Consider the following 24280-nt stretch of genomic DNA (forward strand, 5'->3'; position numbering starts at 1 on the left):
TTACCGGCGAACGTCCGGACTCCGATTGAGTACGAGTTTGGTGTGCTTGTTGACCTGGACTCTATCCATCGTAGGATCAGTTCCGGCGATAGCCAAGGGACAGGAAGACACCAGTACGGCAGGAGACAGAGACGTGACGGGACCACCATCGAGGACCTGCGCGGTGCCCGCCTGCGGGTGACGGCTGCCCGCGTCGCGCTGTTCGCGACCGTCCGGGACGGTGACCACCTCGGCGCTGTCGGGGGCGATCGCCTCCGGGGTGAGCGATCACGTGGGCACCCCATCACTTCTCGGGCCTCGACGTGCTGACCGCCGCTGGACGCACCGTCTCGTTGCTGACGTCGGCCCAGCGCCCGGCAGGGCCCCACGGCTGACTACGTCCGGCCACACGGCTTCTCGATCGACAGAACCGACGCCACTCACTCCTGCGCCCCGACCGCTCCACCGCCCGCAGTACCTGAGCAACGCGATCCGCCCAGTCCGGAAGGATTCCCATGTCCGAGAACCATGATGCAATCGTCGTAGACGCGAAGACAGAGGGCGGAGGTGGCTGCCCGGTCGCGCACGGACGCGCCCCGCACCCGACACAGGGCGGCGGAAACCGCCAGTGGTGGCCGGAGCGGCTCAACCTGAAGATCCTCGCCAAGAACACCGCCGTGGCCAATCCCCTCGGCGAGGAGTTCGACTACGCCGAGGCGTTCAAGGCCCTCGATCTCACGGCCGTGAAGCAGGACATCGCGGGGGTGCTGACGACCTCGCAGGACTGGTGGCCGGCCGACTTCGGCAACTACGGCCCGTTCATGATCCGGATGGCCTGGCACAGCGCGGGCACGTACCGCATCAGCGACGGCCGCGGTGGCGCCGGAGCCGGGCAGCAGCGCTTCGCCCCCCTCAACAGCTGGCCGGACAACGGGAACCTCGACAAGGCCCGCCGCCTGCTGTGGCCGGTCAAGAAGAAGTACGGCCAGAGTCTCTCGTGGGCCGACCTCATGATCCTCGCGGGCAACGTCGCCCTGGAGTCGATGGGCTTCGAGACCTTCGGCTTCGGCGGCGGTCGTGCGGACGTCTGGGAGCCCGACGAGGACGTCTACTGGGGTCCCGAGACCACCTGGCTCGACGACGAGCGCTACACCGGCGACCGTGAGCTGGAGAACCCTCTCGGTGCGGTCCAGATGGGCCTCATCTACGTCAACCCCGAAGGCCCGAACGGCACCCCGGACCCGATCGCCGCAGCCCGCGACATCCGTGAGACGTTCCGCCGCATGGCGATGAACGACGAGGAGACGGTCGCCCTGATCGCGGGCGGCCACACCTTCGGCAAGACCCATGGCGCGGGCCCGGCGGAGAGCGTCGGCGACGACCCCGAGGCCGCCCCGATCGAGGCACAGGGCCTCGGCTGGAGCAACTCCTTCGGTACCGGCAAGGGCGGGGACGCGATCACCAGCGGCCTCGAGGGCATCTGGACGAACACCCCGACCACGTGGGACAACAGCTTCTTCGAGATCCTGTTCGGCCACGAGTGGGAGCTGTTCAAGAGCCCCGCCGGGGCCCACCAGTGGCGGCCGAAGGACGGCGCCGGGGCGGGTACGGTCCCCGACGCCCACGACGCGTCGAAGAGTCACGCTCCCACGATGCTGACGACCGACCTCTCGCTCCGCCTCGACCCGGCGTACGAGGTGATCTCACGGCGATTCCTGGCGAACCCCGACCAGTTCGCGGACGCCTTCGCGCGTGCGTGGTTCAAGCTGACCCACCGCGACATGGGCCCGGTCGTGCGCTACCTCGGCCCGGAGGTCCCGGCGGAGACGCTGGTGTGGCAGGACCCCCTCCCCGCCGTGACGCACCAGCCGGTCGACGCCGAGGACATCGCGTCCCTCAAGGACCAGATCCTCGCCTCGGGCCTGTCGGTGTCCGAGCTCGTCTCCACCGCGTGGGCGTCGGCCTCGTCCTTCCGCGGCAGCGACAAGCGCGGCGGCGCCAACGGTGCGCGCATCCGCCTCGAACCGCAGAACGGCTGGGAGGTCAACGACGCCGACCGGCTGGCCACGGTGCTGCGTACGCTGCAGGGGATCCAGGAGTCCTTCAACTCCGCCCGGACCGACGGTCGGCAGGTCTCGCTCGCCGACCTGATCGTGCTGGCCGGCGCCGCGGCCGTCGAGAAGGCGGCCAAGGACGCCGGCTCCGACGTCGAGGTCCCGTTCACACCGGGCCGCGTGGACGCGTCGCAGGAGCAGACCGACGTGGAGTCGTTCGCCGCACTGGAGCCGACCGCCGACGGGTTCCGCAACTACCTCGGCAAGGGCAACCGGCTGCCGGCCGAGTACCTGCTGCTCGACCGGGCGAACCTGCTGAACCTGAGCGCCCCCGAACTGACGGTCCTCGTCGGTGGCCTCCGCGTCCTGGGCGCGAACCACGAGCAGTCCTCGCTCGGTGTCCTCACCGCGACCCCCGGGTCGCTGACCAACGACTTCTTCGTCAACCTTCTCGACCTGGGGACGACGTGGAAGGCGACGTCCGAGGATGCGCACACGTTCGAGGCGCGGGACGCCGCCACGGGTGAGGTCAAGTGGACCGGCACCCGCGCCGACCTCGTCTTCGGGTCGAACTCCGAGCTGCGGGCGGTCGCGGAGGTCTACGCGAGCGACGACGCGAAGGAGAAGTTCGTGAAGGACTTCGTCGCGGCATGGAACAAGGTGATGAACCTCGACCGGTTCGACCTCGTCTGATCAGGACGTCCGGGCCGGCCCGCACCGGCCGGCCCGGACGGCTTGGAGAGGGACCGCGGTTCGTGCGCATCAACACGCGACCGGGGCCCGCGCCGAATCGCTACGGGTTCCTGCGGCGACCAGGTCGCGATGAGGTGAGGAGCGCCGGTACGAAGCCGAGTTCGTGGGGCGGCCGTTGTCGGTGGGCCGCTTCGAAGAGGCCCGGGACGGCTCGGCGATGACGGCCCGGCCTCGCTACGCAATACGGCGGCGGCCACCGCGCCCGGAGCCTGGGTTGAAACGATCACGAGCGCCGCAGGACCCCTCGCGCGTGCTCGCGCCATCGTGGTGAGCAGCGATTGACGGAAGCATTTGTGCAATGTGACGATGCGCCGATGCTTGGCCTACATGCACGGATGGCTGTTCGCAGGGGTGACTTCATCGCGGCCGTCGTCGCTCGGTGTGCGGCGGAGGTGCCCTTCTACGGGGAACAGCCGCGCCGCACGCTCGAGGGCGAGGTGACGCGGTCGATCACAGCCGTGCACGAACTGCTGCTGCGGGCGCTGCGTGAGGGTGGCGTGATGGGCCCGGGTGACCTGACCCGGCTCATCGAGTGGTCGGGGCGCCGGGCGGAGGAGCGCGTGCCCTTGGAGGCGGTGATCGCCGCCTATCTCATCGGTGCCGAGGTGTGGTGGCAGGTACTCACCGAAACGGCGCAACCCGAGGAGTTGACCGGGGCGGGGGCGAAATTGCTGGCCTGCCTGCACGCGGCCATGCCTGCTGTCGTGCTCGCTCACCGCAATGCCCAGGAGGACATCCACAGCGAGGACAAGCGGGTACGGCGGGCGCTGCTGACCGCTCTGCTGGACGGTCGGCCGTACGAGCAGCTGGCGGAGGCGGCACGGGTCGCGGTGGGTGGCGAACATGAGGTTGTCGCCTTGGCATTCGAGTCGAATCCGCCGACCAGGCTGGTGCAGTCGTCGCTCGAGGCCCATGCGGGTGTCCCTGTGTTGATGGATCACGTCGCCGGGATCGCGCTGCTGCCGGGCAGTTGCGACCTGTCCGGCCTGCCGGCTTCGCTCGGAAAGGACGTGGGGCAGTGCGTGTTCGCGGCTGCTGCCCCGGCCGTGGGGCCGGCGGCCATTCCCGCCGCGGCGGCGGAGGCGGGGCGCGTACGGGAACTCGTACAGCGGTTGGGCCGCCCGCCCGGGTTGTACCGGCTCGATGACGTGCTGCTGGAGTACCAGCTCGCGCGCCCAGGTGACGGACTGCTGCGGCTGGCGGCCAAGCTCGACCCGCTGGAAGAACATCCGTACCTGCTGGAGACGCTGCGTGTCTTTGTCGACCACGGACACAACCGCCTCCGGAGCGCATTGGAGCTGTGCATCCACCGCAACACACTGGACTACAGGTTGCACCGGGTGAGAACGCTGACCGGGTTGGACCTCACGGTACCCACCGAGGCGCGACTGCTCCAAGCTGCACTCGTCGCCAGGGATCTCGCCTGACCACGGGTCCTGACGGCACGCCCCGCAGCGGGCCGAGGCAATCGCTGCCGTCCCGGCCGCTACAGCCAGGCCTGTAGCTCCTCCTGCCGCGGCGCGAGGACCATACCCGTGGCTGGATGGTCGAAGACCATGACCGGTCGGCGTGCGTCCCAGGCGGACCAGCCGGGGTCTCCCGAGGTGGCGAAGGCGACCCAGGCCCGGTGCATGACGTCGGCCAGCGGCTGTGGGGCATCCGGCCCGGTCAGTGCTTCACCGTGGCGGAGGTTGTCGAAGACGAAACCGATCTCCAGGGCATGGCACGCACCCAGTTCCAGGACCGGCGAGCGCCAGGCGAACTCGTACAGAAACGTCCGTGCCGGCCGGGAGTCGGCAAGCCGGTTGAGAGGCCCTCGCAGCAGCAGGTCCGTGGCCATCTCGCCGAGGATCACCCCCGGCTTCGTGCCCGGCCGGGCTGCCCGGTACAGCCGCGCCACTCGACCTGGGATCCGGAACTTCAGCAGCGCCAGCCGCAGCGTGAGTCCACTGATGCGGTCCGTAGCTCCGCTCGGCGCGAACCACAGTCGGTACTCCTCCCGGTTGCAGCCCAGCAACAGGTCGACCGAGGGAAGCGGAGGATCGGCCGGCACCACGTCGTCGTCGACCACGATGTGGAAGCCGGGCCCACCCCTGATCGGGTCGGTACGGCCGACCACCACATCCTGCACATCCAGCAGCCGTTCGCGGTTCACCGCGGCGAACGCCTCCGCTGTGGCGGGTACCCGCAGCGCCTTCGCCATCGCACTCACGGTCTTCGCGCCCCGGCTGCGCGGCACGGTCTGCGGCGGGCCGCTCTGCAGGATCGCCCGGTGGAACAGGCCTGCCGCACGAGTGCCTGCCATCAGGGCGGCGATGCTGACGGCTCCGGCGGACTCGCCGCACACCGTGACGCACCCGGGGTCTCCGCCGAAAGCCGCGATGTTCTCCCTGACCCAGGTCAGGGCAGCAATCTGGTCCAGCAGGCCCCGGTTGTCGGGTGCGTCGGGAAACACTCCGAATCCCTCGACGCCGAGCCGGTAGTTGATCGAGACAAGGACCACGCCGTCGCGCGCGAAGGCCCGGCCGTCGTACAGCGGCATGGCAGCCGAGCCGTTCCGCAGGGACCCCCCATGGATCCACACCATCACCGGCAGCGGTCCGCCACCGGCATCCGGCGTCCATATGTTGAGGTTGAGGCACTCCTCCCCCGGGATGTTCACGTCGGGAATCAACTGGTCAAGAGGCGGCCGGTAAGGGCGTTGAGGAACGGTCGGCCCGTACTCCAGCGCGTCACGCACCCCTTCCCAGGGCTCGACGGGCGCAGGGGCGCGAAACCGGTGGGCGCCGAAGGGCGCGCCAGCGTAGGGGATCGCGAGGAAGGTGGCGATTCCGTCCTTGACGCGGCCTCGGACCTTTCCCTGGCACGTGGTCGCGATGATGTCCATGTCGGTCCTTTCACGAGGTGTGCCCGCCTCCCCTGTCGCGGGGCGACCAGGGAAGGCGGTGACGAGGGAGATCGGGACGCTCTCCGTGACGGCGCCTGCGATCGGCCGAGGCGGGTTACGCGGTGGTGGCCGGGACGCTCAGGGCCAGGTCGTTGCGGCGGACGTCGGACCAGGTGGTGGTGTCGGTGCAGATGCCGCAGCCGGGGCCGAAGAACTGAGCACGGGCCGTCCGGTCGCCCATGAGCTGGGCACGGAACCACGCGGTGGTCGGCGCGGCGAACGGTCCGGCGTCGCCCACGACCGTGAAGTGGTCGGCCCCGCGCAGCTCGCCGTAGAGGGCCGGGATGTGGTCGGCGGCGTTGTAGAAGGCCTTGACGATGAAGGGGAGGACGATGCTGTCCTTTTCGCCGGCCAGAAGGAGCGCGGGTACGTGCACGGCGTTGATGTTGGCCAGCGGGCCGGGCTGGATCGGCAGGATGGTGTCGATGCGGGGGTCCGCGCCGACGACGATGGCGGCCGCGCCGCCCTGTGAGTGACCCGATGCGCCGATGTGTTCGAGGTCGACGTGGTTGAGGAAGATGCTGTCCGGATCGGCGTTCCTGCGAGTGAGCATGTCGATCCCCGCTCGCATGGAGATGCCGAGGTTGGACTGCGGGGTGTTCGCGGCGGCGACGATGAAGCCCTGGCTCGCCCAGTGGAGCAGCAGATCCCGGTAGACGAGGGGAATGCCGTTGGTGCCGTTGCCCCACACGATAACGGGGTGGCGGAGATTACTGTTCGCGATGTCACGCGGGTAGTACAAGGTGGTGATCGCCCCGACTTCCACAGCTGTGGCGTAAGGGCCGGGGGCACCGAAGTCGCTGGTGGCCGAAGCGGCAGCAGCGCCGCCTGCGACCGTGGCGGCACCGACGGGGGTGGATGCCGCCGCGGTACCCGCGCCGACCGACGTGGACAGGACGAGGGTGAGCGCGGCCAACGGGACGAGCAGATTCCTTCTCCACAACACGGTGACTCCTGAGGTCAAGGTGAACCGGATGTCCCATCCGGACGGATCACATCGGCGTTAGATCGCACATCCTGTTGGAACAATCGACGGCCGTCTCTCCGCAATCGCGGCAATCACCGACGGCAGAGTTTGTGCAACGTGCCGAGAGTCGTGAGTTCGGCGGTGGTGCCACGCTGCGGCCCGGAGTCCCTGTGTCCACGTACCGTCCCGACCGCGTCGCCCGGGTCCGCGAGAAGACCGGGGCGCGGACGAACGGCGAGTTCTACCGGGCCGGCAGCAGGAGGCCGACGGCAGGTCAGGCAGGAGTGGCTTTGTCGTGTGCCTCTGCGATCAGTTCGCGCTTGAGGATCTTTCCGGTGGACGTCAGGGGCAGACCGGCGCGGAACTCCACACTGCGGGGGTACTTGAAGGCGGCCATGCGTTGGCGACACCATTGCCCTTGGCCTGCCCGAGCAAGGACCGTTCCTATGCGTCGTCGCCGAGCACAGCGACGTCAACGCGACAGGACAAGCCCTGCTGCGCAGCGGACTGCGCTCCGCGTGGCGCCCCCGTCCCGAGGGCCTCGCCGGCATCGTCGCCCTAGGGCCTGTCTTCAAAGGTAGTTGATGGTGCATCATGTGGTGCATGGTGCGGCGGCATGAGCTTACGGACGAAGAGTGGGACGTGCTGTCGGGGCTGCTTCCGCGGACGGAGACGGGACGGCCCCGGCGGGATGACCGGGTGGTGCTGAACGGGATCGTGTGGAAATTGCGGACCGGCTCAGCCTGGCGAGATGTGCCCGAGAGGTACGGGTCCTGGCGGACGTTGTACACGCGTTTCCGCAGGTGGGCGCTTGACGGTACGTTCACGCAGATGCTGGAGGCGGTCCAGGCCCAGAAAGATGCGGCCGGGGATATCGACTGGCTGGTGTCGGTGGACTCCACGATCACCCGCGCTCACCAGCACGCGGCCGGCGCCCGTAAAAAGGGGCAGCCCCCGCAGAAGCGGCACACGCTCACGCCCTCGGACGATCCCGTGGCGGACTGACTACCAAAATCCATCTCGCCTGCGACGGTCGCGGCCGCCCGCTCGGCTTCATCCTCACGGGCGGCAACGTCAACGACTGCACCCAGTTAGAGCAGGTCCTCGCGCAGATCAAGGTTCGCCGCCTCGGCCCGGGCCGGCCGCGCACCCGCCCCGATCATCTCCTGGGCGACAAGGGATACAGCAGCCGGAGCATACGCAATTACCTGCGGAAACATGGCATACCGCACACCATTCCGGAACGCTCGGACCAGCAGGCGAACCGCCGCCGCCGCGGCAGTAACGGCGGCAGGCCACCTGCTTTCGACAAGGAGCGCTACAAGCAGCGCAACGTCGTCGAGCGCTGCTTCAACGCGTTAAAGCAGTACCGGGCCATCGCCACCCGCTACGACAAAACCCGCGAATCCTACGAAGCGGCCCTCACTATCGCGTCACTCCTGATGTGGATATGACTCTTTGAAGACAGGCCCTAGGTGACCCCGCTCCTGCCTCCGGATCCGCGCACATTCCCGGACCTGCCATGGTCCTGGAAGCCGTCGGCACCGCGGTTACGGGGCGGGCGGGTCTCAGCCCTGCGTATACCCGGCTGCGGGAGCGCGCCGGCGCACTGCGCCTGGCAACGCCGGCCCGGGCCTCGGCGCGAGGCGGTCACGCTCGATCACGACACGATCCGGCCGCGGGCCTGGTCGGGGCCGGACACGACCTGGCCCTGCGGAGGGCCGTCACCCTGCTCGACCCGGTCCTGGCCGCACCGGACCGCAAGGACCTCATGGAAACGCTCACCGCATGGCTGGACTCCGATACCGGAGCCACCACCGAAAGCGCAGAAGTCCTGTACTGCCACCGCAACACCGTCCGCAACCGGCTCGACCGCGTGTCCCGCCTCACCGGGCGCTCCCTGCTCCGGCCCGCGGACGTCGCCGCCCGCGATGCCGGGGTACGGGCTCTCAAGATCACCGCGCTGACGGCCCGGAACGCCTTGTCAGCCGTTCACCGCCGTGGTCGTGAAGCGGTCACCGCAGATGTGGAGTCGGGGAGTGCGCAGGGTGAGTGCCTCCGTGGAACCGGGCGGATAGACCCTGAGGTAGTCGGGGTGGTCCCAGCAACCGGAGTCCTTGATTCCCTGGTTCAGTGTGTGCAGGGTGACGTCGGCGGTCCTGCCGGGACCGATCACCGTCTGCTCCCGCATACCGCCCTCGCGCTCGGCCGGCACGCCGATCACGCTGCCGTCACGCCTGATCAGTGAGACACCGGGGAAGCCGTGCAGGGTGCATGGGTCCTGGGACTTGTTCTCGAACGTGAGCCGGTAGTAGATCTGCCCCGCGCCCGCGTCGGCACGGCCCAGGCTCATGGACAGGCCTTCGGCCGTGCAGCGCCGGGAATCCGGACCGGCGGCTGCAGGCTCGGAGTCGTCGGGGGCGACTGCAGCAGCGGCGGCGGAGGAAGACCCACCGGAGGGGCTTGCCGCGCCCGGTGCGGTACGGCCGGGCACAGGACGCGTCACCCCGGACGGACCGGCTGACGCCGAGGTATCGCCGCAGCCGGCTGTGACGAGAGTGATCGATGCGATCGCGACCGGGGCAAGGACATGCCGACGGAGTGTCCGAGCCCTCCAGTCCGTCCTCCGGCTCCGCGGCGGGAACAATCGCTCGGACTGTGATGCGGTGGTGCGCGAGAGTGGGCCCATGTCTGTCGCCTGCTCAATTTCGCGCCGTCTGAACCTTCTGGGCCGGGGGCGCGGTTGCGGTTGAACCACGGCGTGAACCTCTTCACGCCGCCGGCCCTCGACGCGAGTGGCGCGCGGTCCATTCGAACTCGGGACAGTGCCTCCGGCCGTGCACTCGCGCCCCATGTGCTGACGCGAGTGCACATCTCGCCGGCCGGCTGTCAGGTGGCGGTCCCGGCCTCCTGACGTTCCACGCCGATGACCTTGCGGTACACGCGGGCGCCGTCGCCGTAGTCGTCCACGGCGTAGTGCCAGGTCGCCTGGTTGTCCCACAGCACGAAGTCACCGGGGTTCCAGCCCAGCCGGATGGTGTAGTTCGGCGAGGAAGCGTGCCTGAGCAAGTGGTCGAGCAGCACCTTGCCCTCCTCCGGCCGGACACCGGTGAGCCCGAGCGCCGCGGTGCTGATGAACAGTCCCTTCCGCCCGGTAACCGGGTGTTTCAGGACGACCGGATGCTCGACGGTCTCTGTGACGGCGGTCCGTTTGCTGCCCTGGGCGTAGTTCTGCGGGTCGGCATCGTAGACGGCGCTCACCGATTCGAGCAGCACTTTGAACGGCTCCGACAGATCGTCGTACGCCGTCTGGAGATCGGCCCACAGGGTGTGCCCGCCGAGCTCGGGCACCTCCTCGTAGGTGAGCGACTCGATGGCGAACACGGGGCTCCGCCACAGCCCGCCGATGTGCCAGGTGCTCGCCTTGCCGGTCTGCTGGACGTTGTACGGGTAGACCAGCGGGTTGGCAGCATCTTTGACGGCGGTGGGGTGGTCGAACGGTTCCGCGAAGATGTCCACGGCCTTGACGTGTTGATCAGGCGTCAGGTTCTGGTCCCGGAACACCAGCACCTTGTGGTCCCGGAAAGCCTGACGCAGCTGGTCCGCCGTGTCGGCTTCGACGGTGTCCGTGAGGTCGACGCCGATTACCTCGGCGCCGAACCGCGGTCCCACACGCCGTATTTCGTGACTGGTGACAGTAGTCATGCCCATCTCTCTGCGTTGTCGTGCGGGACGACGCACACCTCTCGGAGGGCGTGCGAACGGTGAGGTCCTGTCCTGTCTGATGCCGTGGATCAGATCAGGGCAGGGCCTGGGTTCGTCGACAGAGGGACGCGTCGGTGCGCGCCAGATCCACATGCAATCTGCGGTACAAGGCCGGGGCGGTCACCCGACCACGGTAGTCGGACCGGTTCGCTGCGGGCGAGGGAGCGTAGGTGCTCCGGGCCCGTCGGCGGCCCGCTTCGAGTGTCGGAACAACCCTTGCGGCGCAGGTCGGGCCGCATCGTTTCACTCGTATGAACATCGGCGGTCGAGTCAGTTCAACGCCGGCGGAGCGGTTAACGTGAAGAGCGAGCACACGCGTCAGCAGCACATCCTGAGCTGCTGATCGACCCGACGGCTGTGAGGTGACGGGCATGCAGGCGCGACCCTTCGGCGGGCGCGACGGCCGCATGCCGCACCACGGCGGGTCCTTCGAGCTGCGGGTCGCCCGGCGCCACGTCGACCTGCTCCGTGTGAGCAGCGCACTGTGTCCGGGGACGTCTCCGCGCGGCTGACCGCGCCCATGCCGCTCGCGCCGGTCGGTGCCGGACTCCGATCGCGCCTCGCGTTCACCCGGCATGCCTCGCGCATTCCTTGTTCCTGTGTCGACGTCTGTCTTGTTTCCCCGTGTTCGGCAACTGCGGCGTCCGGCCTGCCCGCACACCTGACCGAGAGGATCACGGTGCCCAAGAGCCCCGCACGACCGGGGGTGTTCGCCGCACTGCGGGTCCGTGACTACCGGGTCTACTGGAGTACGGGCCTGGTCTCCAACGTCGGCACCGCGAAGCAGGGTGTGGCGCTGGACTGGTTCGTGCTGAACCTCACGCACAGCGGGACCGCGGTGGGCTGGGCCGCGGGCTGCAGTTCGCCCCGGTGCTGATGTTCGGGCTGTGGGGAGGGGTGCTCGCGGACCGGTACGACCGGCGCACCCTGCTCGTGTGGGCCCAGTCGCTGTACGCGGCGCAGGCGCTCCTCATGGCGGGCGGCGAGTTCGCGGCCGCCGTCCGAGTCCCCGGCCTGGAACAGCACCAGGCCCGCTGGGTGCGCCGCGAGCAGGTCAACGGGCCCCGGGCGATCGCCTTCCTCGAGCAGTACTGGGGCACCGACCTGTCCGCCTACGACCCGGACGGCCCGCTGCCCGACATCGAGCCCAGCGAGAACGAGCTCGACCCTTCCCGGGGGACGATCTCGATCGAGCACCGCAGCGGCAAGGCGGCCCTGATCCAGAAGTGGCGCGACCTGGCGGCCGAACGCGGTCTGTCGATACGTGAACTGGTGCTGGAGGTGTCCCCGGGCCACCCGTCCTTCGTCGGTACCCCTTCGGCCATCGCCGACGAGTGGACCCGCTACGTCCGCACCCGCGCAGTCGACGGCTTCAACATCGTGCCGCACCTGCTTCCGACCTCCCTCACGGACATCGTCGACAAGCTCGTCCCGGAACTCCAGGAACGGGGCGTCTACCGCACCGAGTACCGGGGGACCACCCTGCGCGAACACCTCGACCTGCCCCCGCTGCGCTGAGTATGCCCTGCCACGCGAACAGCGTTGACCGGAGCTGCCGGCCCGGTTGACGCCGTTCCTTGTTCGCACTCGGCTGCGGCCCGGGGCTGGGGTGGAGCCGGGTGGGCAGGTTGTGCACGCGATTGCCGGTGCGGGTGGCTCCGGCCGGGGATCCTGGTCGAAGCCCCTGCCTGGCGTTGCGCGGGAGCCACCCGGCCCGGCTCGAGTTCAGCCGTCCGGTATTTCGGGAGATGAGATGACGAGGCCCCCGCGCGTCCGTCGAACCCCCGGGGGGCAAGGTGAGTTCGGGTCGCATTCCGGCCCGGCCCACAGATGGAGCGGCCCGCCGGTAGCGTGATCGGTATGACGGCACGGGGCGGGGCATCGGACTGCGAAGCGCTGGCCGGCGGCATGGTGAACGCGGGCGCGGTCTTTCGCCGGGGCGCCGTGGTGGACCGTCCGGCACCGCGCAACGCGCAAGCCATCCATACCTGCTTGAGCGCGCTCAAGGAGCAGGGCTTCGAAGGGGCCCCGACCCCGGTCGGTCCTGCTGCCGACGGCCGTGAACAGCTGACCTTCATCCCCGGCGAGGTCGCCCTGCCGCCGTTTCCGCGCTGGGTGCTGACGGCAGCCGCCCTCAGATCGGTGGGCAGCCTACTGCGGCGCCTGCACGAGGCGAGCGCGGCTGTCGGGGTCGACGCCTCCGCCGACTGGTCTCTGGACCTGGCCGACCCGGAGGGAGGAACGCTGCTGTGCCACAACGACGTGTGCCCGGAGAACGTGGTCTTCCGCGACGGCCGTGCCGCTGCCCTGATCGACTTCGACCTCGCGGCCCCGGGCCGTCCCCTCTGGGACGTCGCGATGACCGCCCGCTATTGGGTTCCCATGCTCGACCCTGCATCGGCGACCGTCTCCTATCCCGACGGGCTGGACGCACCGGCACGGCTACGAATCCTCGCCGACAGCTACGGCCTCTCTTCGCAGGATCGCGCTGAACTGCCCGGAGTCATCGAGCAGGCCACCGAGAGCTGCCGGGCCTTCGTCGCCGACCGCGTCGCCGAGGGTGACCCCGTCTACGTCCAGGCGCTGACGGCACGCGGTGGCTGGGAACGCTGGAACCGCATGCAGGCCTGGCTGGTGGCCCACCGCGAGACGTTCACGACCACACTGCTGGACTGACCCCGCCCGGACGTTGGACGACATCCGGTCCGTGCCGACTTCGACACCGCGAGCAGAGGGGCGAGCCGGCACGACTCCGAGGCTGTGGTCACACTCACACCGGTCACACCAGGATCATCACGCTGCGCGCACCTGCTCCGCCCGCAGGCGTGCGTCTCTCAGCGGAACTCGTGCACCAGCTGGATCTCACCGACGATGTGAGCGTTGAAGGTGTCGAGTTCCTCCGCCGGAACCCACAGCTCGAGGATCGTCCGCCCGCCGGCCTGCTGGACGGGATACCGGCTGAGGAACTCGGACTCGACCTCGAAGCGCGTGACGAAGCCGGCTCCGTCGTGCTTCACGTTCCAGTCCCTCGCGATCTTGATCGCATAGTCCTCGTCGAGGACCGGATAGAAGATCGGCTGCTCCGGCAGGCGAGGCGGCCAAGCACGCCAGTTCAGTTCCTCGACCAGGTCCAGCTCCTTGGGGCCGGTCGGGCGCCACAGGGTCGTCGTCGCGTGCTGACTGGTCATGAAAGTCTCTCTCTGAACCTCGTGAGTCGCCGAAATGGCTGATCAGAAGACCGAACGATACCGGTAGGGCAAGCCCGTCGGCCACGCCGTTCTCGGCACCCCGGCCGTGCCCCGACGGACCGCGATTCGCCGGTTATCGGGACACCCCAGGTCGTCCGCCGGGGCCCGCTCCCCCGAGTGGCTGAGAGATCGGCAGACACAACTGGTGCCTGCGGCAGGAGGGGCTCTGTCCGCTCCCGCGCATCAGGGTCGGCGCGATGGGGCGATGGCATCGACGGCCGCAAGCAGAAGGCGTCCGGCGACGCGGTTGTCGAAACCCGTGTCGCCGGACGCCTCGTCAGCTACTGCCCTGGGCTGAACTTGTGGTCAGTGCCTCACTTCAGGGCGTAGGCCCGGTTGATGGTCTGGACGGTGCGGCTGCCCGCGGAGTCCCAGGCCTCGGTCTTGAGGGTCACGAAACCGTTGGTGTCCGCCAGCTTGGGGTGCCACAGCAGCGCCTGGAAGGAGTTGTCGTCCTTGCGCAGCATCGCGGCGGACTTCCAGGTGGCGCCGTCGTCGTAGGAGACGGAGACCTTGGCGCCGGCAATCGCGGTGGAGCCGGCCCAGCCCTTGGGGCGTCCCGCGTCCACGGTGAAGGTGTACGGCAGTCCGGCCCGTGCCTGGTTGAGCACGTTCAGCGGCAGGTCGTAGTCGAGCAGGACCACGGGCATGGACTCACAGAGCTTGGGCGTGGGAATGAACGCCGTGTCGCAGTCCTTGATGGCCATGGTGGTCGGTGCCGCCTGGCTGAAGTTCCACTCGGTCCGTATCTCGCGGCCCAGGTTGATGCCCGGGACGTCGGTGGCCAGCTTCTGGTCGAGGACGTACCGGTAGTCCGCCTTCTCCGGCACCAGCTGGCCGAAGCCGGTGATCGGCTGCCCGTCGCGGTAGAAGCTCCAGGTGGCGGTCTGGCCCGACATGGTGTGGGTGGGCTCGTTGTCCGCACCGCTGTTGCCGGGCAGTTTCTGCCAGACGTCGCTGCGGCAGAACGCACATGGCCCGAACTCGTACTGGGACAGGCGCACCGGCCCGGCGAACCAGCTCCGGGTGTAGGACTTGCCCGGGGTGCTGAAGGTGGCGCGCAGGTCGCTCATCCGCCAGGCACTGGACTGGAAGTTGGCCGTCGTCGTCGACTGGTACGACACCCCGGTGCCCGCGAGGAAGTAGTCGTCGCGGGTGGTGCCCTGGTAGAGCGGCTGGCCTACGGAGCCCGTGCTCACCTGCAGGGGACCCCAGACGTTCATGTTCTCGGCACCCAGGCGCCGGGCTCCGTCGGAGTGGAACGTATTGGTGACCTTGGCGAAGTCCTTGACGTCGACGGTATTGGCCAGGTCGGCGGGGATCCGGTCGTCGGTGAAGTGCGGGTTGTAGGTGTAGCCCGATTCCAGGACACCCTTCAGGGCGATCCGGACCTTGCCCTTGGCCAGCAGGGCCTTGAGGGTTGCGGCGTTGTCGTACGTGGCGTGGGCGACCGGGATGGTCTGTCCGGCAGGGACGCCGCTTCCGCTCGGCCCGGGGTCGGCAGGGGCCACGATCATCGCGACGGCTCCGGCAGCCGCGGCCCTGGTGGCCTGGTCGTCGGCCTTGGTGACGTCGGCCACGGAGACCAGAACGGTCTTGCCCTTGACGTCGGCACCGGCGAAGTCCTGCTCGGTGCCGGCGCCCAGGTGGACCAGCTCGGTGCGCTTGGTGCCCTCGAAGCGCTTCGCGTTCACCGAGAACTTCAGCGGAATGGTCGCGTGCCCGGGGGCCGTCACCTCCAGCTGGACCAGCGGTTCACGCCGGGCCAGGGCGGTCTCCAGGCGCAGCGCGCCGGTGGTGGCGGCGGCACTGGGGATGGCGCCTTGCCGGAGGTCGGTGTGGTTGAGCAGGTTGCCGATGCCGGAGAAGTTCAAGTAACCGCCTGCGGTGCCGGGGTCACGGACGACGAACGTGGTCACCTGGCCGTTCTCCAGCGGCCGCTTCTCGCCCTTGATCTTCACGCTGAGGTCGGTGGCGGTGGTGCCGTCGACGGTGAGGGTCTGGTCCCGGTCACTCACCTCGATGTTGGGCACGGTGAACAGGTCCGCCGCGTAGGAGATCGCGCCGCCGGTGGGAGCCGCCGAGTAGACCGAGCCCTCGATGGAGTACTTGCCGAGCGGCACCGACAGGGTGGCGGTGCCGTTGGCGTACATGGTCTGGCTCTGCCAGAAGGTGTTGTCCATCCCGTGCAGGGTGAACTTGAGCGCACTGGGGGTTTTCCCGAAGCGGTCCGTGACCTTCAGCGTGACGTCGTGCTGCTCGACGGAGGTGACGAAACCGAGCGCAGCGTGCACCGACTCACCGCTCGCGGCGGTGGCGGTGATGGATCCGCCGTACTGGCTGGTCTTCAGTCCGTTGGGGTCGAGGGTGACCGTGATTTCGGCGGTGGAGCCGGCCGGGACGGTGACCCGGCCGTCGGACAGGCCCGCTCCCGAGAGGGCCAGCGTGCCGGCAGGGACCTCGGCGCCGCTCGCGTCCTTGACCGATGCGGCCAGGGTCACGACGGTGTCGCTCGTGGCGTTGTTGCGGAGCGTGAGAGTGCGGGTCCGCTTCTCGTACGTGCCCTTCTGCCACGGGATCATGCGGAAGTCGGTCGTGCCGGACAGCTCGAGTGACGGGTCGAGCGCGGCGGGGATGTCGACCCGGCCGTAGCCCTGCTGGTAGACGGTCTGCTCGGCGGCCGACTTGGCGTGCGTGGTCAGGGCCTCCTTGATGTGCTGCCCGGTCCAGTCGGGGTGGCGCTGCTTGAGGATCGCTGCGGCACCGGCCACGTGCGGGGTAGCCATCGAGGTGCCGTTGGCCGAGGTGTAGTTGGCGTCCACGGGGGTGCCCATGGTGGTGCCGGCCGCGCGGGCGGCGACGATGGCCACACCCGGGGCGGTGATCTCGGGCTTCATCGCCATGTCCCCGAGCCGCGGTCCGCGGCTGGAGAAGTCGGCGAGCGCGTCGGACTTGTCGACGGCGCCGACGGTGAGGGCCGCGTCGGCGGCGCCGGGGGTGCCGAGGGTCGACTCGCCCTTCCTGCCGTCGTTGCCTGCCGCGATGACGAAGAGGGTGTCCGAGGAGGCGCTGAGCGAGTTGACCGAGTTCGTCAGGACGTCCTCGCCGGGGGTGTCGGTGCCGCCGAGGCTCATGCTGACGACGTCGGCGCCCTGCGCGACCGCCCACTCCATGCCGGCCAGGATGCCGGAGTCCAGGCCCTGCCCGCTGTTGCTGAGCACCTTGCCGATCAGCAGGTCGGCGCCCGGGGCCACACCCTTGTACGCGCCGCCGGCGTTGGCGCCGCTGCCCGCGACGGTGGCCGCGACGTGGGTGCCGTGGCCGTGGCCGTCCTGGACCGTCTGGCCGTTGACGAAGCTCTGGCTGGCAACGATGTCGGACTTGATGTCGGCGTTGTTCAGGTCGGCGCCGGTGTCCAGGACGGCGACCTTCACGCCCTTGCCGTCGTACCCCTTGGCCCAGGCCTCCGGGGCACCGATCTGCGGCACGCTCTTGTCCAGCAGGACCTTCGCCCGGCCGTCGTACCAGACCTTGGCCACTCCGGCGGTGCCGGGAACGACGCTGCTGTCGCCACTACGGGTGAGCGACGTGGCGGGCTTGACCGCCCGCCAGAAGCCCTTCGCGCCGTCCTTGTCGACCTGGACGGCGGACAGGCCCAGCTTCGGCAGGACGCGCTGGGTGTCACTGCCCGGCAGGTCTTCGGCCTTCTGCTTCAGGGCGGCGGCGGCAGGCGTGCCCTTGAAGTCGACGATGGCCGGGACCTCGTCGGTCTTCGCGTCGCCGTAGCCGTCCCGGATCATCCGGCTGATGTTGAACAGTTCGCGGTCCACCGTGTCCGAGGCGATCGCGGCCGTCGTGTCGTCCGGATAGACGTACAGGTCACCGTTCTGCCCGCTGGTGGTCTCGAACGTCTTGGACGTTCCGGCCGCCGACAGGATGTTGACCGCCTGCCGGCCGTCCGCCTCGGTGGTCAGTGCCACCGTGTCCCCGGTGATCAGGGTCAGCGTCGACGTGGTCGCTGTCTTCTTCTCGGTCGTGGGCTGCACGAGGGAGCCGCTCTGCGGGGTCGCCGCAGCAGCCGCTACCGGTAGCTGACTCGTGAGTGACAGGGCGACCGCCACTGCCACTCCGCCGACGGCAGCGGTACGCCGCCGTCTCTCGCGGAATATGTACATCAGGTTCCTTTCACACGCTCAACAGGCTGGCGCGCCAAAGAAGGTGATGCGTGGACGGGCCTGGTGGTGACCAGCCGAAACGTCCGTACGATGCCGCGCCGCCCGGAACCTAACCGGCAGGTGACCAGCGGATCCAGAGGTGTCGTGGCGCATCTGCGCCACATGGCGCTTTGTTGCCACGAGGCGATGCGAGAGTCATACCGGTTGGCGCCCGGTGACCGTTTCGTGAACATCCGTGATCCAGCCCAGCCGGGCAGCCTGCCATCCCAGTTGCATCCGGCTGGAGACGCCCGCCTGGTCCATGAGGCTGTGCACCCGCCGGTTCACCGTCCGCTTGCCGATGCCGAGCTGGCGTGCGATCGCATCATCGGTGAGTCCCGAAAGCAGGAGAGTCAGCATCTGGGCGTCCGGCTGCGTGAGGGGCCCCTGATCGGAGACGGGATCCAGCGGCAGCGCGGACGCCCAGACCATCTCGAAGAGGGCCAGCAGGGCTTCGAGGAGCGGCCCGGGGTGGATCAGGAGGGCCACCTGCGGCAGCTGCGCATCCTCGGCCCGCAACGACACCAGCGCCGTGGACCGGTCGACGATGACCAGCTTGAGAGGGACCTGGTTGAGTACACGGGCCCGCTCACCGGCGTCGACATACTGCTTTATCTCCTGCATCGCACCGGTTTCGGCCACCGCCAAGCGGTCGTACACGGTCCGGTACGCGACCCCGGCCGTCAGTTGGTCGAGCTCGGCGGAATTGAGGCCCTCGGACACCAGGTACGGCGGTGCGTCGAACCTCAGCACCTGCTTACGGGCATTGCGCTGGAGCTGCTCGTACCGCACGGCCAGGCTCTCGTCGGGAACGATCTCGGCTATCTCCTCCAGGGCAGCCGGGCCCGACGTGGCTTGCCGGTACTCCTTGGTGAGCCGGTTCAGGACGCCCCGCGCACTCCGGAGCTGGTTCATCCGCAGCAGGAGCAGCTCCTCACCGGCAATGTCTGGCGGCGAGGCGAGCAACTGCGCCGGCCGCTCATCGGTGAGGGTCACCAGCCCTTTGGCTACGAGCCCCTGCGTCGCTTCGTCCGTCTGCGCATCGCTCAGGTTGAGTCGCTTCCGCATCTGTTCGGTACAGATTCGCCCCGACCTGACAAGAAATTGGTACATCTGCGACTCGCTCGTGCTCAGCCCCAGCGTCTCCAGCATGTGTGTCCTTCCCCTCGAAGACCAGCAGAGGATAGCGGGGTGCCGGACGGGCGGGTCGCCGGAGACAGCAGGTGAGAAGGTACGTGGATTCGCCATGGTTCGAGAGGATTGTGCCAGGGCGGTAGGGGGAGGCGCCTCCGCCCTGGCACGGATGTGGAGCGACTGCCTTGCTAGTCGACCTGGATGTAGTCCAGTTCCGCGTACCCCGTGCCGCCGGCGAAGTTCGGTGACCCCTTGGCGAGCCGGATCACGTTGTACCCGGCCTTCAGCGTCACCGTCCGGGACACCGTGGCCCCGAACTCTCCCCAGCCAGCGGTCGGCGGGTAGCTGACCGTGGACCATGCGCCGCCGTTGTGGGCGAGGCCCTGGGTGGCCTGTGCTCCGGTGCCGTTGGCGTAGCCGATGGTCAGCTGGTACGCGCGTGCGGTGGGCACGTTGACGACGAAGTCGACGTAGGAATGGGTACGGGCGTCGCCGCTGTTGTCGATGCGACCGACATAGCCGCCATTGGAAGCACTGGAGGAGGACAGGCTCTCACCGCGGAAGACAGAAGCGTTCTCCGCCTCGTAGCGGTGCTGGTGGTCGGCGACGGTGTCAGCGGGTGCTATCGCCAACTGATAGGCGGATCCGACGTTCATGCCGGGGACGGTGACGCTGATCGCCCCGTTGGAGACCTGGTGGGTCGTGGTCGAGACGGTGGTGGGGGCCGTGACGGCCGTCTGGCGCCCGGAGCTCGGAGTGGCGCGCAGGGTCACCTTCACCGACGAGCCGAGCGGAGCCAGTCCCTTGACGTTGACGGTGTTGGTGCCAACTTCGTTGCCGAAGACCACATCGACGGTCTTGCGGGTGGTGTCGTAGGAGGCGAAGCCGTCGAGTCCCGTGAGGGACGAGGGGGTGGTCGTCACCATATTGCCCGCCATGTCGCCGTACCACTTGTAGAGCCAGTACGAGGCGGTGGGCTGGTACGCGGAGGTCGTCAGCAGACCGTTGAAGGTGCCGTACTCGTACCAGAACGCACGGTCCGCGGACCATACCTTCGCGCGTTCGAGTTTGGCGATGTAGCTGCTGATCCGCCCGGGTACGTCGATCTCCTCCGGGGCTCCGTACTCGTTGACGGAGATCGGACGGGGCGACAGACCGAGATCGGTCTCGATGGACCGGTAGTCGGCTATGTGGGCGGCGATCAGGTCGGGGCGGGCGCTGAGTTCATGCCAGCAGGTGACGTCGGGGACGGTGCCGGACGCCTTGGCCGCGGTCAGGAAGGCCCGCATCCGCGTCGAAACGTACCCGGCGTCGCTCGGACCGACGATCGGGGTCACGGTGTCCTTGGCACGCACGGCCTTGAACGTGCGGGCCCATCCGTCGTTGAACGAGCCTGCGGCGGCTGTGTCCCAGGTCCAGTCCGGCTCGTTCCACAGCTCCCACCCGCGGATGTTGGTCGCGCCGGTGGCGGCCAGACGCTTGTCGATCATGGTCCCGACCTTGCCGAGCCAGTCGTCCCAGCCCACCCACCGGTAGGGGAAGTCGGGATAGATGTCGGGCATCCGGATGATCTCTCCGGCGCCGGTGCGGCCTGCCTTGTCCGCGACCACCAGGGCGTCTCCCCCGGCGGGCTGGCCGTTGGGTTTCTGTCCGACGCCGGGGGCGGGCTGGGTGTGGGTGTGCGGACGAAGTGCCTGCACGAGCGAGTCGTCCGGAGGTGTGGTGGCGTCCTTCAAGGCGTAGAGGCCACCGGCCGCGGTGCGGGTGACGGGCTTGAACGGGGCCGCGACATCCACGGTGAGGATGCCGCCGGCTGCATGGGCGGGAGTGGGGGTGAGGGTTTGGGTGAGGAGCAGAGCGCTTGCGGCTAACAGGGATGCAGTCAGTGCCCGGCCTCTGCCGAGGGTGTGGGAGCGCATGGGAAGGAGACCTCCGTGCGGGTGATGGGTAGGGGGACTGGCCTTCGCGCACCGTCCACGTGCGACGTGCCACGGTTGCGTGCGGTGCGCGGAGGGTGGATCAGCTCTTGACCGCGCCGGCGGTCATGCCGGCGGCGACGTAACGCTGGGCCAGGACGAGGAGGAAGGCGACGGGGACCGAGGCCACGACCGCGGTCGCCATGATCGAGTTCCATTCCTGGTTGTTGTTGCCGATGTAGCGGTAGATGCCCAGCGTGATGGGCTGCAGGGAGCTTCCACCGGCGAGGGTGTTGGCGAAGACGAAGTCGGACCAGGCCCACAGGAAGCTGAAGAGGGCCACGGTCACGGTCGCGTTGCGGCTGACAGGCAGGACCACGGAGCGGAAGGTACGCCAGGCACCGGCTCCGTCGATCTTCGAGGCGTCGAGGAGTTCGTCGGGGATGCCCTGCATGAACGCGGTGTAGATCATGACGCCGAAGGGGACGGCGATGGTGGAGTCGGCGACGACCAGGCCCCACCAGGTGTTGAGGAACCCCAGATTGAGGTAGATGCCGTAGAAGCCCATCGCCATGACGATGCCCGGGATCATCTGGGCGATGACCAGCACGAAGCCCAGGGAGCCTCCTCCGCGGGGGCGGAGTTTGGCCAGCGCGTAGGCTGCCGGAGCGGAGATCGCCAAGGTCAGGGCCACCGTTCCCAGGCCGATCAGCAGACTGGTTCCGAGATACGGCAACTGGTCGTCCAGTACGGCTCGGTAGCCCTCGAACGTCGGGTCGAGCGGGAACAGGGACGGGGTCGACGAACGCATTTCGTGCTGGGGAGTGAGAGAGACGTTGACCATCCAGTACACCGGCAGAAGCATCAGCGCGGTCAGCACCAGTGCGATCCCCGTGTTGCACCGAGCCCGGAACCGGGACCGTCCGGAGGCAGGGTGCCGCGGGTGTCCGGCGGGCCGGAGGGCGTGCTGATGCACCGTGGTCATGTCTCCTGCCTCCTTTGGGTGTAGATGTGCGTCACGCCGAAGACCAGGGCGATGACGATCAGGAGATTGCCCACCGCCGCGCCGGGGCCGAAGTGGGGAAGCATGGATCCGAACCCCAGCTGGTAGGACCAGGTGGCCATGGTGGTGGACGACGAGCCGGGCCCGCCCTTGGTCATGATCCAGATGAGATCGAAGACCTTGAGGGTGTAGACGAAGCCCAGCAGCAGCGTGATGGCGGTGACCGGCCGCAGGAGCGGGAAGGTGACGCGACGGAAGGTCTGCCAGGGGCCGGCGCCGTCGAGCGCGGCGGCCTCGTACAGCTCGGCGGGAATGTTCTGCAGGCCGCTGTAGAGGATGACGAGGTTGAACGGAATCCCGATCCAGATGTTGGCGATGACCACGGCGGTCAGCGACCACTCCGGAGAGGTCAGCCAGTTGACGTTGCCGCTGCCCAGAGACCGCAGCACGTGGTTGATGACGCCGGACTCACTGTTGAGCATCCACGACCAGGTGGAGGCGGACACGATCAGAGGGAGAAGCCAGGGCACGAGGAAGAGGGCGCGGAGTGTGGCCGAGAGCCGGAAGGTGCGGTTGAAGAAGACGGCCAGGGCCAGGCCGATGACGTACTGGGCGGTGATCGAGCACAGCGTGAAGACGAGTGTGTTGCGCAGCGCCGGTGCGAAGGTGGCGTCCTGGAAGACCTCCACATAGTTCTTCAGTCCGACGAACGGCGCGTTGTTCTGCACGAAGGACCGGACGGTGTAGTCCTTCAGGCTCAGTTCGAGATTGCGGTACAGCGGATAGACGTAGAACAGGGCCAGGTAGATCACCAGTGGCGCCAGGAAGGCCCACGCCGTGAGCGAAGGGCGGATGTGCGGCCGGAATGCCCGGCCTCTTCCGGGTGACTGTGGGCGGTCGTGCACGCGGGGCGCCGGACCTGCGGACGCCCGGCGGCTCTGCGTGTTGAGGCTTGCCATCGGGTCTCCTTGCCGCTGCCCCGCAGTCGGCGGGGAAGCGGCGGGTGGCACGGTCAGTGGCCCGTTTTGGACTGGGCGGCGTTCTGGGCGGATGCGAGTGCGGCCTTCGGCGACTGCGCACCCGACAGGCCCGCCTGCACAGCGGTCCACAACTGCTCGGAGACAACCGGGTAGTCGGTGTTCATTCCGCCGCTCGTACGTCCGCGGGCGACGGCGACGGCGTCCACCCAAGGCCCCAGTTCGCTGTTGTCCTCGACCTGTCGGGCCTGCACCTGAGCACTGGGCGCGATGTAGGACAGAGTGGTGTCGGTGGCCAGCAGGTTCGTTTCGCTGATCAGGCAGCTCACGATCTTGGTGGTCACCTCCTCGCGAGCACTGTCGTCCTGTACGGGGAGGGTGACGAACTCACCTCCGGTGGGCACCGGGGCGGCGCCGCCCCGGGCGGAGGGAATGCTGATGACCCCGTAGTCGAAGCCGGCCTTCTCCGCGTTGGCGAGCTGCCAGGTGCCGTTCTCGCCGAAGGCGTAGTCACCGGTGGCGAATTCCTGCCAGCTGGTGGTCTGGGTGTTGTTGATGACCGAGTTGGGTGCGTAGCCGTCCTCGAGCCAGTCCTTCCACAGGGTCAGGGCGGATACGGCGGCGGGCGAGTCGATGTCGGTGAGTTCGGCTCCCGCGCCCCAGAACCAGGGAAGGAACTGGAAGGATCCTTCTTCCGTCTTCGTCGCGGAGAAGGTGATGCCCTTGCTCCCGGCGGCCTTGACCTTGGCCAGGGCAGCCGTCAGGGACTTCCAGTCGGTGACGGAGGCCGGGTCGACCTTCGCCTTCTTCAGGACGTCGGCGTTGTAGTAGAGGGCAAGGGTGTTGGCACCGATGGGCACGCCGTAGAGCTCGCCGTCGATGGTGCCTGCGTCGAGGATGTTCTTCTGCATGCCGTCGGACTTCAGCCCCGTGTCGGAGACCTTGGCCAGGATGCCGGCTTCGGCCAGCGTGGAGACGGCGGGATTGTCGACGAGCATGACGTCGGGCAGGTTGCTCTGCTGCCCGGCAAGCAGGGCCTTGGTGGCGAGGTCGGTGGTGTCCATGGGGGTTCGTTCGATCTTCACTCCGGCGTGCCTGCCGCACTCGGCGACCCGCTTGCCCCAGGGAGAGGCGGCGTCGAACTGCGGGTAGGGGTCCCAGAACGTGTAGGTCCCGGAGTCGGCGGAGGAAGCGCTGCCGGACGCTCCGCCCGAGCAGCCCGCCAATGACGCCAGGAGGGCGGTTGCCAGGGCGGTACCGGCGGCCGCACGGGCCCTGCGCGGTGTGTTCATGATGTCCTCTGTCTTGTTGCGGTGCGGGAGT

The 24280-nt window shown here is 68.5% G+C and carries 19 protein-coding genes and 2 pseudogenes; 9 read left to right on the top strand and 12 right to left on the bottom strand.

Translation table 11 applies throughout. The features are described 5' to 3' along the window. The first annotated feature begins 147 nt into the window (after window positions 1–147). From ACFWBQ_RS29410 to ACFWBQ_RS29420, 3 genes and pseudogenes are all read left to right on the top strand, one after another. Window positions 148–525 (top strand): annotated as a pseudogene (locus ACFWBQ_RS29410) (transcriptional repressor). Then, on the top strand, window positions 495–2726 hold the full coding sequence (gene katG / locus ACFWBQ_RS29415) for a catalase/peroxidase HPI (RefSeq protein WP_385502194.1): 2232 nt from the start codon (window positions 495–497) through the stop codon (window positions 2724–2726). Before ACFWBQ_RS29410 ends, katG begins: the two are co-directional and overlap by 31 nt. A gap of 395 nt (window positions 2727–3121) precedes the next feature. Further along, entirely contained in the window at window positions 3122–4213 is a 1092-nt protein-coding gene (locus tag ACFWBQ_RS29420) for a PucR family transcriptional regulator (protein ID WP_385502195.1), read from the top strand. 59 nt (window positions 4214–4272) lie between these two features. Here the strand turns inward: ACFWBQ_RS29420 and ACFWBQ_RS29425 are convergent, their stop codons facing one another. The 3 genes from ACFWBQ_RS29425 to ACFWBQ_RS29435 all read right to left on the bottom strand — a co-directional run bounded on the left by ACFWBQ_RS29425 (window position 4273) and on the right by ACFWBQ_RS29435 (window position 7097). After that, window positions 4273–5673 carry a carboxylesterase/lipase family protein gene (locus tag ACFWBQ_RS29425; protein ID WP_385502197.1) on the bottom strand — a complete coding sequence of 467 codons (1401 nt, stop codon included), beginning with the start codon at window positions 5671–5673 and terminating at the stop codon, window positions 4273–4275. A 115-nt stretch (window positions 5674–5788) separates the two neighbouring features. Further along, a complete protein-coding gene (locus ACFWBQ_RS29430; protein WP_385502198.1) occupies window positions 5789–6679 on the bottom strand; it encodes an alpha/beta hydrolase family protein in 891 nt (296 codons plus the stop codon). A gap of 295 nt (window positions 6680–6974) precedes the next feature. After that, entirely contained in the window at window positions 6975–7097 is a 123-nt protein-coding gene (locus tag ACFWBQ_RS29435; RefSeq protein WP_385502199.1) for a hypothetical protein, read from the bottom strand. Window positions 7098–7303: 206 nt separating this feature from the next. Between ACFWBQ_RS29435 and ACFWBQ_RS29440 the strand changes: the two genes are divergently transcribed. Both ACFWBQ_RS29440 and ACFWBQ_RS29445 read left to right on the top strand, forming a co-directional pair. Further along, a protein-coding gene (locus tag ACFWBQ_RS29440) for an IS5 family transposase (RefSeq protein ID WP_385502200.1) occupies window positions 7304–8154 on the top strand; the annotation gives its coding sequence in 2 pieces (ribosomal slippage) (window positions 7304–7648 and window positions 7651–8154; 849 coding nt in all). A 317-nt stretch (window positions 8155–8471) separates the two neighbouring features. Further along, window positions 8472–8567: pseudogene (locus ACFWBQ_RS29445) on the top strand (helix-turn-helix domain-containing protein); the annotation flags it as partial. Window positions 8568–8684: 117 nt separating this feature from the next. Here the strand turns inward: ACFWBQ_RS29445 and ACFWBQ_RS29450 are convergent. Then, on the bottom strand, window positions 8685–9554 hold the full coding sequence (locus ACFWBQ_RS29450) for a DUF4232 domain-containing protein (protein WP_385502202.1): 870 nt from the start codon (window positions 9552–9554) through the stop codon (window positions 8685–8687). Between the two features lie 35 nt (window positions 9555–9589). Then, window positions 9590–10405, bottom strand: coding sequence for a TauD/TfdA dioxygenase family protein (locus ACFWBQ_RS29455; RefSeq protein ID WP_385502204.1), 816 nt, complete (start codon window positions 10403–10405; stop codon window positions 9590–9592). 431 nt (window positions 10406–10836) lie between these two features. On the opposite strand from ACFWBQ_RS29455, the gene ACFWBQ_RS29460 reads away from it, so the two are divergent. The 4 genes from ACFWBQ_RS29460 (at window position 10837) to ACFWBQ_RS29475 (ending at window position 13141) form a co-directional block, all read left to right on the top strand. Then, on the top strand, window positions 10837–10977 hold the full coding sequence (locus ACFWBQ_RS29460) for a putative leader peptide (RefSeq protein ID WP_385502207.1): 141 nt from the start codon (window positions 10837–10839) through the stop codon (window positions 10975–10977). Window positions 10978–11144: 167 nt separating this feature from the next. Further along, a complete protein-coding gene (locus ACFWBQ_RS29465; protein WP_385502210.1) occupies window positions 11145–11342 on the top strand; it encodes a hypothetical protein in 198 nt (65 codons plus the stop codon). Next, entirely contained in the window at window positions 11336–11983 is a 648-nt protein-coding gene (locus ACFWBQ_RS29470; protein ID WP_385502211.1) for a hypothetical protein, read from the top strand. Before ACFWBQ_RS29465 ends, ACFWBQ_RS29470 begins: the two co-directional genes overlap by 7 nt. A gap of 342 nt (window positions 11984–12325) precedes the next feature. Further along, complete coding sequence (locus ACFWBQ_RS29475) at window positions 12326–13141, top strand: phosphotransferase (protein WP_385502214.1); 816 nt, start codon at window positions 12326–12328, stop codon at window positions 13139–13141. A gap of 158 nt (window positions 13142–13299) precedes the next feature. Here ACFWBQ_RS29475 and ACFWBQ_RS29480 read toward each other — a convergent pair whose 3' ends face one another. The 7 genes from ACFWBQ_RS29480 to ACFWBQ_RS29510 all read right to left on the bottom strand — a co-directional run bounded on the left by ACFWBQ_RS29480 (window position 13300) and on the right by ACFWBQ_RS29510 (window position 24249). Continuing rightward, complete coding sequence (locus ACFWBQ_RS29480) at window positions 13300–13653, bottom strand: hypothetical protein (RefSeq protein WP_385502216.1); 354 nt, start codon at window positions 13651–13653, stop codon at window positions 13300–13302. Window positions 13654–14027: 374 nt separating this feature from the next. Beyond that, window positions 14028–17888 carry a S8 family serine peptidase gene (locus tag ACFWBQ_RS29485; RefSeq protein WP_385502217.1) on the bottom strand — a complete coding sequence of 1287 codons (3861 nt, stop codon included), beginning with the start codon at window positions 17886–17888 and terminating at the stop codon, window positions 14028–14030. A gap of 195 nt (window positions 17889–18083) precedes the next feature. Continuing rightward, window positions 18084–19079: a helix-turn-helix domain-containing protein gene (locus ACFWBQ_RS29490; RefSeq protein WP_385502218.1), complete on the bottom strand. Its 996-nt coding sequence runs from the start codon at window positions 19077–19079 to the stop codon at window positions 18084–18086. A gap of 170 nt (window positions 19080–19249) precedes the next feature. Beyond that, a complete protein-coding gene (locus ACFWBQ_RS29495; protein WP_385502219.1) occupies window positions 19250–20980 on the bottom strand; it encodes a CBM35 domain-containing protein in 1731 nt (576 codons plus the stop codon). Window positions 20981–21080: 100 nt separating this feature from the next. Next, entirely contained in the window at window positions 21081–21842 is a 762-nt protein-coding gene (locus ACFWBQ_RS29500) for a carbohydrate ABC transporter permease (protein WP_385502294.1), read from the bottom strand. A gap of 116 nt (window positions 21843–21958) precedes the next feature. Next, entirely contained in the window at window positions 21959–22939 is a 981-nt protein-coding gene (locus tag ACFWBQ_RS29505; RefSeq protein WP_385502220.1) for a carbohydrate ABC transporter permease, read from the bottom strand. A 53-nt stretch (window positions 22940–22992) separates the two neighbouring features. Next, complete coding sequence (locus ACFWBQ_RS29510; protein ID WP_385502221.1) at window positions 22993–24249, bottom strand: extracellular solute-binding protein; 1257 nt, start codon at window positions 24247–24249, stop codon at window positions 22993–22995. Between the last annotated feature and the right edge of the window lie 31 nt (window positions 24250–24280).

Source organism: Streptomyces sp. NPDC060035, from assembly GCF_042736635.1.
Taxonomy (GTDB): domain Bacteria; phylum Actinomycetota; class Actinomycetes; order Streptomycetales; family Streptomycetaceae; genus Streptomyces.

What these genes read in the sequence shown, in the direction of transcription:
- ACFWBQ_RS29480 (WP_385502216.1), bottom strand. Translation starts at nt 13,653, where the DNA reads ATGACCAGTCAGCACGCGACGACGACCCTGTGGCGCCCGACCGGCCCC.
- ACFWBQ_RS29435 (WP_385502199.1), bottom strand. Translation starts at nt 7,097, where the DNA reads ATGGCCGCCTTCAAGTACCCCCGCAGTGTGGAGTTCCGCGCCGGTCTG.
- ACFWBQ_RS29490 (WP_385502218.1), bottom strand. Translation starts at nt 19,079, where the DNA reads ATGCTGGAGACGCTGGGGCTGAGCACGAGCGAGTCGCAGATGTACCAA.
- ACFWBQ_RS29500 (WP_385502294.1), bottom strand. Translation starts at nt 21,842, where the DNA reads ATGCTTCTGCCGGTGTACTGGATGGTCAACGTCTCTCTCACTCCCCAG.
- ACFWBQ_RS29510 (WP_385502221.1), bottom strand. Translation starts at nt 24,249, where the DNA reads ATGAACACACCGCGCAGGGCCCGTGCGGCCGCCGGTACCGCCCTGGCA.
- ACFWBQ_RS29505 (WP_385502220.1), bottom strand. Translation starts at nt 22,939, where the DNA reads ATGGCAAGCCTCAACACGCAGAGCCGCCGGGCGTCCGCAGGTCCGGCG.
- ACFWBQ_RS29495 (WP_385502219.1), bottom strand. Translation starts at nt 20,980, where the DNA reads ATGCGCTCCCACACCCTCGGCAGAGGCCGGGCACTGACTGCATCCCTG.
- katG (WP_385502194.1), top strand. Translation starts at nt 495, where the DNA reads ATGTCCGAGAACCATGATGCAATCGTCGTAGACGCGAAGACAGAGGGC.
- ACFWBQ_RS29455 (WP_385502204.1), bottom strand. Translation starts at nt 10,405, where the DNA reads ATGACTACTGTCACCAGTCACGAAATACGGCGTGTGGGACCGCGGTTC.
- ACFWBQ_RS29425 (WP_385502197.1), bottom strand. Translation starts at nt 5,673, where the DNA reads ATGGACATCATCGCGACCACGTGCCAGGGAAAGGTCCGAGGCCGCGTC.
- ACFWBQ_RS29460 (WP_385502207.1), top strand. Translation starts at nt 10,837, where the DNA reads ATGCAGGCGCGACCCTTCGGCGGGCGCGACGGCCGCATGCCGCACCAC.
- ACFWBQ_RS29485 (WP_385502217.1), bottom strand. Translation starts at nt 17,888, where the DNA reads ATGTACATATTCCGCGAGAGACGGCGGCGTACCGCTGCCGTCGGCGGA.
- ACFWBQ_RS29420 (WP_385502195.1), top strand. Translation starts at nt 3,122, where the DNA reads ATGGCTGTTCGCAGGGGTGACTTCATCGCGGCCGTCGTCGCTCGGTGT.
- ACFWBQ_RS29450 (WP_385502202.1), bottom strand. Translation starts at nt 9,554, where the DNA reads ATGGGGCGCGAGTGCACGGCCGGAGGCACTGTCCCGAGTTCGAATGGA.
- ACFWBQ_RS29475 (WP_385502214.1), top strand. Translation starts at nt 12,326, where the DNA reads ATGACGGCACGGGGCGGGGCATCGGACTGCGAAGCGCTGGCCGGCGGC.